Source organism: Lacinutrix venerupis (assembly GCF_001971745.1).
Taxonomy (GTDB): domain Bacteria; phylum Bacteroidota; class Bacteroidia; order Flavobacteriales; family Flavobacteriaceae; genus Lacinutrix; species Lacinutrix venerupis.
The window spans coordinates 1278253-1293991 of the sequence record NZ_CP019352.1 but is presented as its reverse complement, the minus strand read 5'-3'; the positions used below and the strand labels follow the sequence as shown (position 1 = coordinate 1293991).

General features: G+C 30.1%; 16 protein-coding genes and 1 riboswitch. Of the genes, 7 read left to right on the top strand and 9 right to left on the bottom strand.

From position 1 onward, the window contains the following. Positions 1-62 precede the first annotated feature (62 nt). The 3 genes from BWR22_RS05860 to BWR22_RS05850 form a co-directional block, all read right to left on the bottom strand. Positions 63-1556: a serine hydrolase gene (locus BWR22_RS05860; protein ID WP_241828233.1), complete on the bottom strand. Its 1494-nt coding sequence runs from the start codon at positions 1554-1556 to the stop codon at positions 63-65. A 100-nt stretch (positions 1557-1656) separates the two neighbouring features. Beyond that, positions 1657-2892, bottom strand: a complete 1236-nt coding sequence (locus BWR22_RS05855; protein ID WP_076732502.1) for a glycosyltransferase — start codon at positions 2890-2892, stop codon at positions 1657-1659. Between the two features lie 47 nt (positions 2893-2939). Continuing rightward, complete coding sequence (locus BWR22_RS05850; RefSeq protein WP_076732500.1) at positions 2940-3413, bottom strand: heme-binding domain-containing protein; 474 nt, start codon at positions 3411-3413, stop codon at positions 2940-2942. A 123-nt stretch (positions 3414-3536) separates the two neighbouring features. Here BWR22_RS05850 and BWR22_RS05845 point away from each other — a divergent pair, with 123 nt between their 5' ends. From BWR22_RS05845 to BWR22_RS05835, 3 genes are all read left to right on the top strand, one after another. Beyond that, positions 3537-4100 (top strand): adenylosuccinate lyase, encoded by a 564-nt coding sequence (locus tag BWR22_RS05845; RefSeq protein WP_076732498.1) that lies wholly within the window; start codon positions 3537-3539, stop codon positions 4098-4100. Between the two features lie 109 nt (positions 4101-4209). Further along, positions 4210-5553: an adenylosuccinate lyase gene (gene purB, locus BWR22_RS05840; RefSeq protein ID WP_076734379.1), complete on the top strand. Its 1344-nt coding sequence runs from the start codon at positions 4210-4212 to the stop codon at positions 5551-5553. Position 5554: 1 nt separating this feature from the next. Further along, positions 5555-5764 carry a hypothetical protein gene (locus BWR22_RS05835; RefSeq protein WP_076732496.1) on the top strand — a complete coding sequence of 70 codons (210 nt, stop codon included), beginning with the start codon at positions 5555-5557 and terminating at the stop codon, positions 5762-5764. A 56-nt stretch (positions 5765-5820) separates the two neighbouring features. Here BWR22_RS05835 and BWR22_RS05830 read toward each other — a convergent pair whose 3' ends face one another. From BWR22_RS05830 to BWR22_RS05815, 4 genes are all read right to left on the bottom strand, one after another. Beyond that, on the bottom strand, positions 5821-6366 hold the full coding sequence (locus tag BWR22_RS05830; RefSeq protein WP_076732494.1) for a DUF4252 domain-containing protein: 546 nt from the start codon (positions 6364-6366) through the stop codon (positions 5821-5823). Positions 6367-6406: 40 nt separating this feature from the next. Beyond that, positions 6407-7000 (bottom strand): DUF4252 domain-containing protein, encoded by a 594-nt coding sequence (locus BWR22_RS05825; protein WP_083678215.1) that lies wholly within the window; start codon positions 6998-7000, stop codon positions 6407-6409. A gap of 90 nt (positions 7001-7090) precedes the next feature. After that, positions 7091-7570 carry a hypothetical protein gene (locus BWR22_RS05820; protein ID WP_076732493.1) on the bottom strand — a complete coding sequence of 160 codons (480 nt, stop codon included), beginning with the start codon at positions 7568-7570 and terminating at the stop codon, positions 7091-7093. Further along, the gene (locus BWR22_RS05815; RefSeq protein ID WP_076734377.1) at positions 7557-8066 is read right to left on the bottom strand and encodes an RNA polymerase sigma factor; all 510 of its coding nucleotides are present in this window, start codon (positions 8064-8066) and stop codon (positions 7557-7559) included. The genes BWR22_RS05820 and BWR22_RS05815 overlap by 14 nt, the downstream gene beginning before the upstream one ends. Before the next feature lie 114 nt (positions 8067-8180). On the opposite strand from BWR22_RS05815, the gene BWR22_RS05810 reads away from it, so the two are divergent. Together BWR22_RS05810 and BWR22_RS05805 are read left to right on the top strand one after the other, a co-directional pair. Continuing rightward, positions 8181-9584 (top strand): S41 family peptidase, encoded by a 1404-nt coding sequence (locus BWR22_RS05810; RefSeq protein ID WP_076732492.1) that lies wholly within the window; start codon positions 8181-8183, stop codon positions 9582-9584. Next, positions 9574-10272 carry a Dph6-related ATP pyrophosphatase gene (locus tag BWR22_RS05805; RefSeq protein WP_076732491.1) on the top strand — a complete coding sequence of 233 codons (699 nt, stop codon included), beginning with the start codon at positions 9574-9576 and terminating at the stop codon, positions 10270-10272. The genes BWR22_RS05810 and BWR22_RS05805 overlap by 11 nt, the downstream gene beginning before the upstream one ends. A gap of 62 nt (positions 10273-10334) precedes the next feature. On the opposite strand, the gene BWR22_RS05800 is transcribed toward BWR22_RS05805, so the two are convergent. Next, complete coding sequence (locus BWR22_RS05800; RefSeq protein ID WP_076732490.1) at positions 10335-11390, bottom strand: DUF5074 domain-containing protein; 1056 nt, start codon at positions 11388-11390, stop codon at positions 10335-10337. 21 nt (positions 11391-11411) lie between these two features. Further along, entirely contained in the window at positions 11412-13247 is a 1836-nt protein-coding gene (locus BWR22_RS05795) for a TonB-dependent receptor plug domain-containing protein (RefSeq protein ID WP_076732489.1), read from the bottom strand. A 28-nt stretch (positions 13248-13275) separates the two neighbouring features. Further along, a riboswitch (cobalamin riboswitch) is annotated at positions 13276-13497 on the bottom strand. Between the two features lie 70 nt (positions 13498-13567). Here BWR22_RS05795 and BWR22_RS05790 point away from each other — a divergent pair. Together BWR22_RS05790 and BWR22_RS05785 are read left to right on the top strand one after the other, a co-directional pair. Then, positions 13568-14722, top strand: a complete 1155-nt coding sequence (locus BWR22_RS05790) for an ABC transporter substrate-binding protein (RefSeq protein ID WP_076732488.1) — start codon at positions 13568-13570, stop codon at positions 14720-14722. Then, entirely contained in the window at positions 14723-15739 is a 1017-nt protein-coding gene (locus BWR22_RS05785; RefSeq protein ID WP_076732487.1) for a FecCD family ABC transporter permease, read from the top strand.

Here is a 15739-nt window from a genome sequence, read left to right as displayed (position 1 = left end):
CCTCAAAAAATAATTTTTGAGGCTTTTTTATGTTTTAAAATGTAGTAAAACAATTTGTGTTATTATTCTTTAACACGTTGTAAGTCTAAATCTTGAAAATCGAAACTAAAATCTATATTAGGAGAGATTCCTTTTATTTTAATTCCTTGTGCTTTGCCTTTTTTATCTAAAGCAAATGTTACAAAAGCATCGGCATTCATGTCTTGGTATTCCCATTTTACTGCAAAAATATTCTCTTTATAATACTGTAATTCTCCATTAAGTTTAGGAGATCGCAAAAACCTAATCCATAATTGTCCTTCTTTTTTAAATACCTCTGCTTTACCAAACCAATTGTCTCTATAAAAGCCAATAAAGTTTTTTTGTTTTATCTGTGAGGCATCTGCTGCTGCAACTTCGTCCCAAACTTTTTTAGTAAAATCATCGTTTCCTGTTGAGCGTTGTGTAAAATAATTAGCGTATTTATCTACCCAATTAAAATTGTCTAAACCTAAATAATCATCTGTAATTGCATTTGCTACTGCAGAAAATAATCCAGCACCATCATCGCTAGTATTAGTTAAAATTACCACACCTAAATTTAAATCTGGAATCATTACTGTGTTAGATAACATTCCTGGTAAACCTCCTGTATGTTCTACTTTCATATTGCCTTTTACGTCCGATAAAAACCAACCCAAACCATAACCTGCAAAATGAGAATTATATCTTGGATTTGGATCTGTACTCATTACAGTATGTATACGCCACATTTCGCGATGGCTTTTTTCTGTAAAAAGTTGCTTATTTAAACTATCGCCATACTTACCTTTATTTAATTGTAGCAACATCCATTGAGAAATATCATCTGCATTAGAAAATATACCTCCTGCAGCACCATTCATCATCTCTTTAAAAGTTGGTATTACTCTAATATTTCCATTTTCTACAGTATGAGAGGCAGCTAAATTACTAGTATCTTTTATGTCTGCTAAAGACGCATAACTATTATCCATATTTAAAGGCTTAAGAATGTTTTTTGTAATAAACTCTTCCCAAGTCATGCCGCTTTTTCTAGCAATAAGCTCACCAGCGACTAAGTATAGTAGATTATCGTAATCCCATTTTGTTCTAAAAGCAGATTCTGGTTTAAAATATTGAAAACTGCTTAATAAATCTTCCATTTTAAAATCGGCACCATCTGGAAAAAACATTAAATCTCCCATACCTAAACCTAATCCACTACGATGTGTTACTAAATCTTGAATATTAAAATTATCTTCTACATATTGATTATACATTCTAAATTCTGGAATATGATCTTTTACTTTATCTAACCAGGTTATTTTTCCTTCTTCCACTAAAATAGCTAATGCTGCTGTAGTAAACGCTTTACTGTTTGACGCAATAGCAAATTGCGTATGTTTATTTACAGGTTCTTTTGTTATTATAGATTTTACTCCATATCCTTTATTATGAATTACTTTTCCATCTTTAACAACAGCTACAGCACAACCAGCAACATTAAACTTACTCATTGCATAATTTACTAACGAATCTACTTGTTTAGTATTCATTTGAGCTTTCACCAATGAGGCAAATAGCAAACACACTAACAATATTATATTTTTAAACGCTGTGCTTTTCATAAATATAGTTTTAAATTTAATAGCATAACTATTTCTTATTTTTCTCTTCTATCCACTTACTCATAAACTTAGTACTTTGCAAAGTATGATGCATGAGCATACTTCCAGTAAAATTATTTCTCCTATGTAATTCTATGGCGTTCTGGGTATTTTCTACTTTAAATAAAAAATCTTTAGTGTATAATAATTTATCAAAACGAAGATTAACAATTTTTACACCTAACTTTTGCTTTCCTGCCCAGAAAATTTTATTGGTATAAAGTTCTACTGCTTTTTCTGCAAAATCTTCTGGTGCATCTTCTATAAATCCATTAGGTTCTAAGTTACCATACATTCCTTCTGCTCCAATACTTGTTGTTACACATGGAACTCCATTAACCATTGCGTCTAAAATTTTACCTTTTAAACCTGCTCCGTAACGCAAAGGTACTAAGCAAATTTTGTAATCTTTCATTAGTGTATTTAAGTCTTCTACATAACCTTTTATTAAAAAACCTTCTTTTTCGTTATTTAATTGTTTTGCTTGTTCTGTTACATAAGCACCGTAAATATGAATTTCGGCTTTAGGTAATTTTTTTCTAATTAATGGCCATATATTTTGTTTTAAATGGATCAAGCCATCAACATTAGGTTTATGCAAAAAATTACCAATAGTTATAAAGTGTTCTCTCTTTTTAAAATCTGGTAAAGCTTTTTGTGTTTTTTGAGAAATAGATTCTACCAAAAAAGGGAGATAGCATAGCAAACCATCGTTTACTAAAAACTGCTGCCTTAATATTTGCATTTCTACTTCCGATATTATAATGGTAAGATCGCATCTATAAATACTAGCTACTTCACGCTTTGCAGTATCGTTATACAAATAACTAATATCAAAAACGGTGTTATCTTTTAAGGCCTGTTCTCTTCCTCTTCGTAAACAATGTAAATCTTCTGTATCTAAAATTCTTAACGCTTTTGGGCACTGCTCTGCCACTCGCCATCCATATTGTTCTTCAATCATAAACCTATCAAACAACACCACGTCTGGATTTAGATCTTTTATAAAACTATCGAAACTCGAATTGTTAATTTCAATGTTTTTAGTTTTTATGTTTATTGTCTTTAAATCGAAAGCATTTTCACTTTTTGCACAAGCAGTAGCAAAAGTAATGTCGTAATTTTTAGATTTAAAGATTTCAATTAATTGCATCATTCGACTTCCTGCGGCAGAACTATGAGGTTCTGGCCAAACGAAACCGATAATAAGAAGTTTTTTATTCAAGAGGGATTATTTAATAATGTTCTATTAATATAACGTTTTTTTATAAATTATTGAGGTCTTGGTTGCAATGCATACATTGTACGCACTTGGTTTGCCCATTTTAAAACATCTGAAATTTGCTGGTCGCTTAATTTTGCATCTCCATGTGCCCAAGTGTAAGAAGGTAAAGGCATTTCTTTATCTTCTACCATTTCTATAAGTTCTTCAAACTTATGATCTTTTCTTTTTACTGAAGAGCCTTCCCAAGCAGAGACATTAAAATGTTTTTTCCCATCTTTTACGTGGTTTGATAACCAATAATTTACAGGTGTAATATTACTATACCAAGGATATCTTGTTACATTACTATGGCAATCGAAACAAGTTTCTACCAATATTGTTTTTACATGTTCAGGAGGTTTAGTTTCTTCTAAAAAAGCAGTTACAGACTCTAACGAACCTTCATTTTTTTCAGGCCCAAAAAATTGAGCAACTACAAAAACCACTAATAAAAGTAGTAGAATTTTTTTTACAATCTTCATATAGCTTATTTTTATTTTAAGTTGTTACAAGACCGAAACAATTTACCTAAAAGCTTTATTAAAAAACACTTAAATTATTGTTTCGTTTTCCTTAATTTTATTCCTTAAAAGTAATAATTTCTATTGACTACTGAAGCTTTATACCAAGAATTAAATTATGTAAATCACTCTCGAGAGAAGCGATTATACTATGCTAATTTAATAATTAACAATCCAGATTTATTACCTAAGCTACTGGATATCATGTTTATGGTAGACAATAAAATTTCACCTCGTGCTGCTTGGGTTTTAGAGTTTATGTGCGGAAAAAAATTAAATAAAATAATCCCTTATTTAGATTATTTTACAACAAACATTAGTAAAATACACATAGATTCTGCCGTAAGACCTGTTGCAAAAATTTGCGAATATTTAACAGTAGCATTGTATAACAAGCAAGATAACGACATAAAACACGCATTAACCGCTTTCCATAAAGAAAAAATAATTGAAGCTTGTTTCGATTGGATGATTAACGATGAAAAGATAGCGCCTAAAGCTTACTCTATGAATAGTCTTTTTTTATTAGGTCAAGAGTACGACTGGATACATCCTGAATTGGCAATTATTTTAGAACGCGATTACCAAATGCAAAGCTCTGGGTTTAAAGCTAGAGCCAGACAAATTTTAAAAAAAATTAAGAAATAATAGATTAGTTAATAACTACCTAAAACTTATTTCTTCTAACTTTATACTTTTAACTTTGTTAGCTATATTTGTTGCTTTCAAAAAATTGAAACAAAACAACACACAAACTATGTCATTATCTGCATTAAATGCCATCTCACCAATAGATGGTCGTTATAGAAATAAAGTTGAAGCCTTAGGTAAATACTTTAGCGAAGAAGCCCTTATTAAATACCGAGTTTTAGTTGAAGTAGAATATTTTATCGCACTTTGCGAGCAGCCTTTACCTCAACTTAAAAGTATTGACACTTCTGTTTTTGAAGATTTACGTAAAATTTATAGAGAGTTTAATGCTGAAGATGCTCAAGCAATAAAAGATATTGAAAGCATAACAAACCACGATGTAAAAGCTGTTGAGTATTTTATAAAAAAAGAATTCGACAAACTTGGTTTAGAACAATATAAGGAGTTTATTCATTTTGGATTAACCTCTCAAGACATTAACAACACTGCAATTCCTTTAAGTATTAAAGAAGCGATGAACGATGTTTACGTGCCTCAATATTTTGAAGTATTAAAACGCTTAGAAGCTTTATCTAAAGAATGGGCTACAATACCAATGCTTGCCAGAACACACGGTCAACCAGCCTCTCCAACACGTTTAGGAAAAGAGATTGAAGTATTTGTAGTACGCTTAAAAGAACAATTTAATTTATTAAACGATATCCCAAGTGCAGCAAAATTTGGAGGTGCTACTGGTAATTTTAATGCACATAAAGTAGCTTATCCAACTATAGACTGGAAAGCTTTTGGAAGCCATTTTGTTCAAGAAAAACTAGGATTACAACATTCATTCCCAACAACTCAAATTGAGCATTACGACCATATGGCAGCTTTGTTTGATTGTTTAAAACGTATTAATACTATTATTATAGATTTAGATCGTGATATCTGGACTTACGTTTCTATGGATTACTTTAAACAAAAAATTAAAGCTGGCGAAGTAGGAAGTAGCGCGATGCCACATAAAGTAAACCCAATAGATTTTGAAAATTCTGAAGGTAATTTAGGTATAGCTAATGCTATTTTTGAACATTTATCGGCAAAATTACCTATTTCTCGTTTACAACGTGATTTAACAGACAGTACTGTTTTGCGTAATGTAGGTGTCCCTTTTGGGCATACATTAATTGGTTTTTTATCTACTTTAAAAGGGTTAAACAAACTACTATTAAACGAATCTAAATTTGCTGAAGATTTAGAAAATAATTGGGCTGTGGTTGCAGAAGCTATACAAACTATTTTACGTCGCGAAGCTTACCCAAATCCATACGAAGCCTTAAAAGGTCTTACAAGAACAAATGAAGCTATTACAGAAGCATCTATTTCAAATTTTATTGATACCTTAGAGGTTAGCAACGAAATAAAAACGGAATTAAAAGCCATTTCGCCAAGTAATTACACAGGAATATAATATGCTAACAGACAGACAATCTTTATTTGTAGGAGGCATTGTTGTTACTCTATTTTTTATTGGAGGTTTAACAAATTTGCTAAATAATTTAATTGTAAAGATTATTTTAGGTACTATGTTTTTATTAGTAATTGTAAATATATTTATACCTAAAAAAAATTTGGATGATACAGATGAATCCGAAATAGACAACACTAATTTATTTAAATAAAAAAAGGCTTATCGAGAGATAAGCCTTTTTATTTTTTAGAAACCAAATTACAAATATTAATCTTTAAAGTAATCCATAACTTTTTTAAGTTGACCTTCGGCCACGTCTGCCTTTTGAATTTTAGAAATTAACTTATATAATTTTTCTGGTTGCATATCTTTACCTAAAACTCTTAATACTGCAAACCCAAGTTCTTTTGAGCTTGCTAATACTAAAAACTCATCAACATCATTATTATCGCCTACGGTATTAACAATAAACTTTGTACCATTGTCGCTAAACTCCATTAACTCATTATATCTCTCATCTTTAAAAATAGTTTTTATTTTTTCTAATTCTTGAGCGTAGGTTTCTTTATTTCCTTTTGAAATTTTATATGCTAAAATATTTACTTTCTCAAAAGACTCGTAAACTTGTTTTTGTTCTTCGTCTAATTCTACTTTAGATATATCTAACATTTTTAGAGAAAGATCTAAAGTTAAAAATTCTGGTTTATCTTGATTGTCTACAAAATAACTTTGTATTGATGCTTCGTCTTTACAACTTACTACAGCAAGAGCTAAACATAAGCTTAAACAAACGGTTTTTATAATTGATTTCATGATATTTATAGGTGATGATTGATAAAAAACTAATAACTTATTATTTTTTCTTTTTGTCTAATTCTTTTCCTCCTGGTAAATCGAAAGCATTAATTAGCTTAGATAATTGATTTAAATCTATATCTCCTGTAAAAGAAACTAATACAGATTCCATACCTCTTTTCTTTCCGTTTACATTAACATCTAAATCTTTAGTAACTGCGTCTAAACCATTAACGAACATTAAAAGTTCTGCTACAAAATTTTCATTTCTACCTTCTTTAACATAAAATTTTACAACTACACCATCATCTTTAATTTCCATTAATTCTTCAAGAGATCCAGAGCGTGCTTTAACCCATTTTGCAATATCTCCAGCTACATTTTTATCGTCTGTTGCCAAAGTTTTAAAACTAGTAATACTTTTTACCATTTTCATGTACTCTTGAGCTTCCTTACTATCTGTTTCAATATCAATTCCTGCTAACATTTGAAACATTTTTGGCTTTATAGATGCATATGTTACATTATCACTATTGCTATATTTTTCAAATATATCGGTTTGCGCCATTGCTGTTAATGGCATTAATAGTATTGCTAATGCTAATACAACTAAAGATTTTTTCATCGTGTTTAATTTATTTATTGTGTTCATTTTTCTAATTTTTAAAGTGTTATTTATATAAATGATGTTGAGATTTACTTTAGAATTTATTTATAGTTTTTAAATTCATCACATCACTTTTTATTTTTTATTTTTAAATAAGCGATCCATAGGATTGGTTATTTCTTTTAAGTAGTCAACTTGTGTGCCAGCCTTATTAATTGCTCCTAAATAATTTACTTGCGCTGTACCTTGATTAAGGTGTTTAGACATAATTGCTAAAGCTTCTTTAGCATTTTTAATTTCTGTTTTTTCTGCCGCTGTAAGCATTAGTTCTTCATTATTAAAAGGTTTAGTTATAAAAATTGACACCATTAAAACCGCAACTGCTGCAATAGATAGCCACTTGTAATTAAATACCTTTTTAGATTTTAGTGGTAATTGCTTAGTAAACTGTTCTTTTTGGTTTACTACAAAATATTGAAACATTGGTTTATACATTTCTAAATGTGGCGCTACAGTTTCTTGAGAAAAATAGTTTTTTAACTGCTGCTCTTCTTTTAGTGATGTTTCACCATTTTCGTATTTTTCTAATAAATGTTCTATATTATTTAACACCATAATTATGTGTTTTCGTTAATTTTTCTCGTATTGTTTTTCTTGCTCTTGATAAAGCTACACGTATTGCAGTTTCATTCATATCAAGCATTTTTGCTATATCTTTAAAATCGTACTGTTCTATATCTCTTAATTGAACTACCATTTTTTGTTGCTCTGGTAGCTCTTGCATAATTTTTTCTACCCAATTTAAACTATCATTTAATTCTACTGCTTTTTGTAGAGACACATTATGGTCTTGATAATTATTATGTACAATTTTTAAATTTTGTGCTTGTTTAGACTTTAACTTATCGAAACAAAAATTCTTTGTCATCGTCATAGAAAAAGCTTCAACATTTTTATAATCTTTTATTTTTGCTTTATTTTTCCACAGTTTAATTAAAACTTCTTGTGTTGCATCTTCAGCCTCTTCTCTAGACACAAGCAAACGTTTTGCTAGTCTAAAGACTTTATCTTTAAAAGGCGTTACAACATTTAAAAATTCTAACTGTGTCATTTCTTTTGGTTGGTTTATGTTATTACGACGAACCACTTTCTATTTTGTTACAAAATATTTTTACTTAAATTAAAAATAAGTACTTTTAAGCTGAAAAAGAAAAATTATATACTTATGAAAACTCCCAAGATACTCTTTCTTGCCTTGTTATTACCTACTCTTTTTACAAGTTGTTTTGAAGATTTAGACGACAAAGCTATTAGCTCTATAGATATTAATGAATTTGTCTATCGCGGTTTAGATGCCTATTATCTTTATAGAGATTCTGTTAACGATTTAGTTGAAGATAAAGCCAATAGCGCTGGTTACACAGATTATTTAAACAACTTTAGTTCTCCAGAAGCTTTATTTGAAAACTTACTTTTTGACCGAGAAAATACTGATAGATTTAGCTGGATAACAGACGACTATATTGCTTTAGAACAACAGTTTGATGGTATTACAAAATCTAACGGAATGGAATTTGGGCTTAAACGCTACACGCCTGGTGGTAGCAACCTATATGGTGTAGTACGTTTAGTATTACCTAATACAAGCGCCGAAGCTACTGGTTTAAAACGTGGCGATTTATTTAATGCAGTAAATGGCACACAGTTAACCATTAATAATTGGAGGACGCTGTTAAATCAAGATAATTTCACATTAAATCTTGCCGAATATAATACCAATGGTACTCCAGAAATAGATGACGATACTATTGATACCTCAACAAATACAGTAAATCTATCTGCAATACAATACACGGAAAATCCTGTTTTTAAAACGGCAATACTAAATGTCGAAGGTGAAAACGTAGGTTATTTAATGTACAATGCTTTTACAAGTAATTTTGACAATGCGCTAACTGCTGCTTTTAGTGAGTTTCAAGCTAATAACATACAGCATCTAGTATTAGATTTACGTTACAATCCTGGAGGTTCTGTAAATAGTGCCGCTCATTTAGGCAGCTTAATTACTGGACAATTTTCTGGTCAGGTTTTTGCCAAACTACAATACAATAGCTTGCAACAAGACGATAACTTTAACTATACTTTTACAACAAATACTAGCAATAGTTTAAATTTAAATAAGGTATACATACTAGCAACTGGCTCTTCGGCTTCGGCTAGTGAAATGGTTATTAACAGCTTAAATGCATATATAGAAGTTGTACAAATAGGAACACAAACAGTAGGAAAGTCTCAAGCTTCAATAACACTTTACGATTCTCCAAACTTTAGAAGAACCGAAGCCGACCCAAGACATACGTATGCAATGCAACCTTTAGTGGCTATTACAGTGAATAAAGATAATACCCAAGTACCTGCACAAGGTCTTACTCCTTTAATAGAAATAGAAGAAGAAATAAACAACTATGGTATTTTAGGAGATGAAAACGAACCACTTTTAGCTGAAGCTCTAGCACATATTGCCGCAACTAACCGTATCTCTAACACTCCAAAAGGTAAAAAGACTAAAACTGTTTTTGATAGTAACGATTTGCTTCCGCATACAAAAGACATGTACATTGAGCGTTAAAACCTATTTTAATTGGAGCACAGGAAAAGACTCTGCTTTGGCTTTACATTACTTATTAAAAGATCCTGATTTTTCGGTTGAAAAGCTAGTTACTACAGTAAACGTGCATTACAATAGAGTTACTATGCATGGCTTACCAGTTGCATTATTAAAAAAGCAAACTGAAGCTATTGGCATACCACTTCAAACCATTAATCTTCCCGAACAACCAAATATGGAAGATTACGAAACCATTATGGCAAAAGCTATAAATAATTTAAAAGCTGAAGGCTTTACGCATAGTGTTTTCGGTGATATTTTTTTAGAAGATTTAAATCAATACCGAGAAGATAATTTAAAAAAAGTTGGTATTTCTACAGTATTTCCACTTTGGAAAAAGCACACTAAAAAATTAATTACCGAATTTTTAAACTTAGGCTTTAAAGCTATTATTGTATGTGCTAGTGCTAAATATTTTTCTGAAGATTTTGTTGGTAAAACTATTACTAAAGAATTAATTGATAATTTACCTAAAGCAGTAGATCCTTGTGGTGAAAATGGAGAGTTTCATACCTTTTGTTACGACGGCCCAATTTTTAAAAAACCAGTTCCATTTACAATAGGAGAAAAAATTTATCGCGAATACAATACACCAAATACCGAAACTGAAAAATCTGGATTTTGGTTTTGCGATTTAATTACTGAATAATAAAAAAGCCTGCTAAATAGCAGGCTTTTTTTATTTATATATAGCTTATTTAAGCCTTACATTTAGTTGAAGTAAAAACCATTTGGCGCAACACCAGCTACATTTTCCGATAGTAATTCTCCAGATGTAGAATATTCGTAAAATGTACCATCAGAAGAAAAATCTGCTCCATCACCAATGTATATAACATCATTATTTACAGCAAAACCATACATTACACCATAAGCAGAATCAGATTGATACGTTAGAATAGGTGTTTCAGATACCGTTGTTTCTCCTAAATCAAAACTATAAACAGATGCATCTGAAGTGAAATAAACGGTATTATTATCAATATCTAAGTTTTTTGTATTAGTAATTGATGTTGGAATATCTAATGTATTGGCAACAGTATTATTTACTACGTCTATTTCTATAAACTTACCAGATCCAGTTAAAACGTAAACATCGTCATTAACTACCGCTATAGAGTTTGATGTATTACCATCTCCTAAATCTACATCTGTTACCGTTAAAGTATTTGTATCTACTATAGATACAGAATGCTCTGTCCCATACTGATTATTAGTTGTAATAACCTTGTCTCCCACTGCAGAAATTCTATCTAAGTAGTTTCCAATTAAAATTTGAGAAGTTGAGTAATTAGACAAATCTATTACCGTTAAAAAATCGTCTGTAACAGAACCAAAATCTCCGTTGTTTGTAACATAAGCTTTTCCGTTTACAACTACTCCATATCTTGGCGCTTCTAAATCCGTACTAATAGTAGTAATATATTCAAAAGAATATCTATTTACAACAGTTACAGATCCACTTCCTGCAACTATAAATGCTCTTGTGTCATCAAAAAATATGTTTTGAATAAATGTACCTAATTCTTCAGCATCCGGATTTTCTATTCTAAATACATCGTTTGTTCTAATACCATCATTACTTATAAAAATTATAGAATTTGTTGCAGCACTTCCTCCTCCTTCGTTTAATACAAAATATCCATTTTCATAATCTCCTAAAGGTATCGATGGGATATCGACAAAACTATCATCATCATTACTACAAGAGGTTAAAAAGAAAGCACTTGCTAATGCTAAAAACATTATTTTTTTAAATTGTTTCATTGTATAAATATTTATTAGTGTTTAAAAATTAAAATTTAAGTAAGTATTAAAATGTGTTCCTGGCATAAAACGTCCTAAAACACTTTGGTAATTATGATTGAAAATATTATTTACTTGAGCACCTAACCTGAATTTTTTATTACTTCCAAAAGTATAATCAACTCCAAAATGAGAAAGATAATAAGCATCTACATTATACTTTTTATTATTATCGGATTGTGTAAAAACCTCTCCAACATACAACTGTTGGTAGTATGCCGATAAGCGTTTATAATTATAACTCAATGTTGCTGTAGCCTTATGGTATGGCACATAAATAAGTTGTGTTTCTCGTTCTTGATCCTCGGAAACTGTATAAGCATAAGTACTTGAAAATGATAAATGGTTTTCTCCAAACGATTGCTTAACGTTTAAAGCAGTTTCAATACCATATGTTTTAACATGGTCGGTATTAATTGGCATCCAAATGGTACCGGTTGGCAACCACCTAATCATATCTTTTATATCGTTATAATAACCTGTAAGTGATAAATCTAAATTTTTATAAGTAAAGGTATTTCCTATTTCTACTTGATAAGAAGTTTCTGGTTTTAGGTTTAAGTTCCCACCATCTTGCCAGTACAAATCATTAAAAGTTGGTACGCGATAATTTTTAGAACCATTTATAGATAAAGTATACAAGTCTGAAAAACTGTATTTTAAGCCTAAGCTATATAATAAAGGACTATTGTAATTATTTGTTATTTCTTGTCGTGTTGTAATTTCATATAAAAAACGTTCTCCAATATTATGTTTATACAATAAATTAAAGCCTGTAACATCACGTTTTACCTTATTTATACTAGAACCTTCTCCACTATTTTGAGTGTAATCTATAACAGGATTAATTGTAATATTTTCACCTAACTTATAAGATAAATCGTATTTTAAAACTAAACTATTAACATCGCCATCTGTATAAGTATCTCTTGCTATATTAGAAAAGTATTTATAATTTTCTGTTATATAAGCAACTTTTAACTTTGAAGTAAATTTATCTGTAAGCACAACATATTCTATTAGATTTCGAGTATCTCTATTCTTATATTTTGAAGGTGTTTCGGTAGAAGTTTGTAAAGCAAAATGGCGCTGTCCATCATAAAAACTACTATATACCTTAAGTATATTATTGTCGTTAATTTTATAACCTAGATTTAAACTAAAATTATTGCTATAAAATGCACCGTTTAAATTACTTCTATTGCTATCTACATAATCGTAATCATTTTCAGATTGTAAATAACTAACATTAGCATTAACACTTAATTTGCTTGTAGAATAATGACCTTTATAAGTTGTATTTATAGTACTAAAAGATCCAAAACTTGTACTTATATAATTTGTGTTTTCATTATTATATCTAATCTCATTATTTAAATGTACAGAGCCGCCAATGGCTCCACTTCCGTATAACACGCTTCCACCTCCACTACGTACATCTATATTATCGAAAATTCCAGTATTTACCGTACTAAAATCTGTTTGACCATTAAGTTGAGAATTAATATTTATGCCATTCCAAACAACAGCTGTTTGTTGCGCAGTAGTACCTCTAAAAGAAGCCGAGGATACCATGCCATAACCGTTTTCTTTAAAATAAATAGGCGTATTACTATTTAATAAATGAGTTAAAAGTGCATTTTGTTTTTTTATAACACTGTCTGTTATTTTTAAAACAGACTGCGTATTAGTAAACGTTTTTAATTTACTATCACTCAAAATAACTTCGTCTAAGTTTTGAATAGAGTCTAGCTTAGTTTGAGCCAAACAGCTTAAACTACAAATAATTGTAAATAAAATTAGAATACTTTTTTTCATAAATCTTAAAATCTTTCTCCCGAAGATTCTTTTGATATTGAATTTGGCAGGTCTCCTGACTTTTTTAATGTTATTCTACCTTCCCAGAATTTTTTTCCAGTGGTTTTGAAGTTAATAACACCCTTAAAAAGGCACTCAAACAAGTTGAGCATAAAATTACAGTTGCGGGAACAGTTCAAGTTTTGCACTTGATTCCCTTTTAATCAACTATGCTTAATTGCATAATCGAACCAAAATTCGACGCAAATCTACTCTTTTTGTTTAATCTAACACACAAAAGATTAAATAATCTTATTTTTGAAGTGTAAAAACCTAAGATTTTGAAAAATATACTATTCCTTTTTGTTGCAACTCTTATTTTTTCATGTAAAGAAGAGAAAGCTAATAATATTGAAATACCTCCAGCACATGTTGATAAAAATGAAAATAAAACGATTACTCATGCTGAAGGTTTTACAATTACAAAAAACAAAAACCACTCTATTCTAGAGATTAAAAGTCCATGGCCAAACAGTACACAAACTTTTAAATACGTATTAATTTCAGCAGAAGAAGCTGCAAAAACTACGTTTATAAAAGAGGAATACGATGGTATTTTAATAACACCTATAGAAAAAATAGTAGTAACCTCTACAACACACATTCCTGCTTTAGAACTTTTAAATGTTGAAGAAACCCTAATTGGGTTTCCTGGAACAAATTATATTTCTTCTGAAAAAACAAGAGCTAGAATTGATAGTAGCCTTGTTAGAGAATTAGGAAAAAATGAAGGCATAAATACCGAAGTGCTTTTAAATATAAATCCAAATGTTGTTATTGCTTTTGGAGTAGATGGAAAAAGCAAATCTTTAGAAACCATAAAAAAAGCTAATATTCCTGTAGTTTACAATGGTGATTGGGTAGAAAAATCGCCGTTAGCAAAAGCCGAATGGATTAAGTTTTTTGGTGCTTTATATAATAAAGAAAAACAAGCCGATTCTATTTTTAATCAAATTGAAAAAGATTATACTCAAGCTAAAAAGCTAGCTTTAAATGCTAAAAACAAACCTACTATTTTATCTGGTGCAATGCATAAAGATGTTTGGTATTTACCAAATGGGACAAGTACAGAAGCACAGTTTTTAAAAGATGCTAATACAAACTATTTATGGAGCAATACAACCGATAAAGGAAGTATTGCCTTAAATTTTGAAGTCGTTTATGAAAAAGCAAAAAATGCCGATTTATGGCTGAGCCCTTCTTATTACAAAAGCTTGGAAGCCTTAGAAGAAGCTAACCAGCACTACACTAAATTTGATGCATTTAAAAACAAAAAAATCTATTCTTTTTCTAATACAACTGGAGAAAACGGAGGTGTGTTATATTATGAGTTAGGAACAATAAGACCAGATTTAGTTTTAAAGGATATTATAAAAATTTGTCATCCAGAATTATTAGAAAATTACGAGCCATTTTTCTTTAAAAAACTAGAATAATTGGTAACATCAAAATCATATAAACTGTCTTTTATCATTTTAATAATTGTACTTATTGTACTCTTTTTTGTGAATGTAAGTTTAGGCTCTGTATCTATTCCTTTTAATACGGTTTTTAAAAGTTTAATTGGTAGTACAGACAATTACATTATTCAAAACTACAGGTTACCAAAAGCTATTACGGCTATTTTGGTTGGTTCTGGCTTAGGCATTTCTGGTCTATTAATGCAAACCTTATTTCGTAATCCACTAGCTGGACCTTTTGTTTTAGGTATTACCTCGGGAGCAAGTTTAGGCGTTGCACTAATTATTATGGGATCATCAGTTTTAGGTGGTTTTTTTACAACATTACTTATCTCAAAATGGAGCTTAGTAATTGCCGCAAGTTTAGGTAGTTTTTTAGTTTTACTCACCGTTTTAATAGTATCTTCTCGCGTTCGTGATACTATGGCTATATTAATTATTGGCCTTATGTTTGGCAGCATTACAGCCGCAGTAGTTAGCGTACTATCCTATTTTAGTTCTGCCGAAGATTTACAACAATACATTTTTTGGGGATTCGGCAGCCTTGGCGATTTACAATGGAACGAACTTAAAATATTTGCATTAATTTATAGTTTAGGTTTACTATTTAGTATTGCATCAATAAAAGCATTAAACACATTATTATTAGGCGAAAACTATGCAAAAAGTTTAGGTTTAAACATTAAACAAAGCCGCTTGATAATTATAATAGCAACCAGTTTACTTGCAGGAACAATTACAGCTTTTGCAGGACCAATTGCTTTTATTGGCTTAGCAATACCACATCTTACAAGGCAGGTTTTTAATACATCAAACCATAAAATATTATTACCAGCAGTTTTTTTATTTGGCGCTATAATAATGCTTATTTGCGATAGTATTGCACAATTACCAAACACAGATTACACCTTACCAATTAACGCTATAACTAGTTTAATTGGTGCTCCAGTAGTCGTTTGGTTATTAGTTAGAAAGAAAAAAATGGTGTTTTAA

Excerpts from the sequence above, each read along its gene's own strand:
- BWR22_RS05860 (WP_241828233.1), bottom strand. The coding sequence starts at position 1,556 with ATGAATACTAAACAAGTAGATTCGTTAGTAAATTATGCAATGAGTAAG.
- BWR22_RS05850 (WP_076732500.1), bottom strand. The coding sequence starts at position 3,413 with ATGAAGATTGTAAAAAAAATTCTACTACTTTTATTAGTGGTTTTTGTA.
- purB (WP_076734379.1), top strand. The coding sequence starts at position 4,210 with ATGTCATTATCTGCATTAAATGCCATCTCACCAATAGATGGTCGTTAT.
- BWR22_RS05835 (WP_076732496.1), top strand. The coding sequence starts at position 5,555 with ATGCTAACAGACAGACAATCTTTATTTGTAGGAGGCATTGTTGTTACT.
- BWR22_RS05830 (WP_076732494.1), bottom strand. The coding sequence starts at position 6,366 with ATGAAATCAATTATAAAAACCGTTTGTTTAAGCTTATGTTTAGCTCTT.
- BWR22_RS05825 (WP_083678215.1), bottom strand. The coding sequence starts at position 7,000 with ATGAACACAATAAATAAATTAAACACGATGAAAAAATCTTTAGTTGTA.
- BWR22_RS05820 (WP_076732493.1), bottom strand. The coding sequence starts at position 7,570 with ATGGTGTTAAATAATATAGAACATTTATTAGAAAAATACGAAAATGGT.
- BWR22_RS05815 (WP_076734377.1), bottom strand. The coding sequence starts at position 8,066 with ATGACACAGTTAGAATTTTTAAATGTTGTAACGCCTTTTAAAGATAAA.
- BWR22_RS05810 (WP_076732492.1), top strand. The coding sequence starts at position 8,181 with ATGAAAACTCCCAAGATACTCTTTCTTGCCTTGTTATTACCTACTCTT.
- BWR22_RS05800 (WP_076732490.1), bottom strand. The coding sequence starts at position 11,390 with ATGAAACAATTTAAAAAAATAATGTTTTTAGCATTAGCAAGTGCTTTC.
- BWR22_RS05795 (WP_076732489.1), bottom strand. The coding sequence starts at position 13,247 with ATGAAAAAAAGTATTCTAATTTTATTTACAATTATTTGTAGTTTAAGC.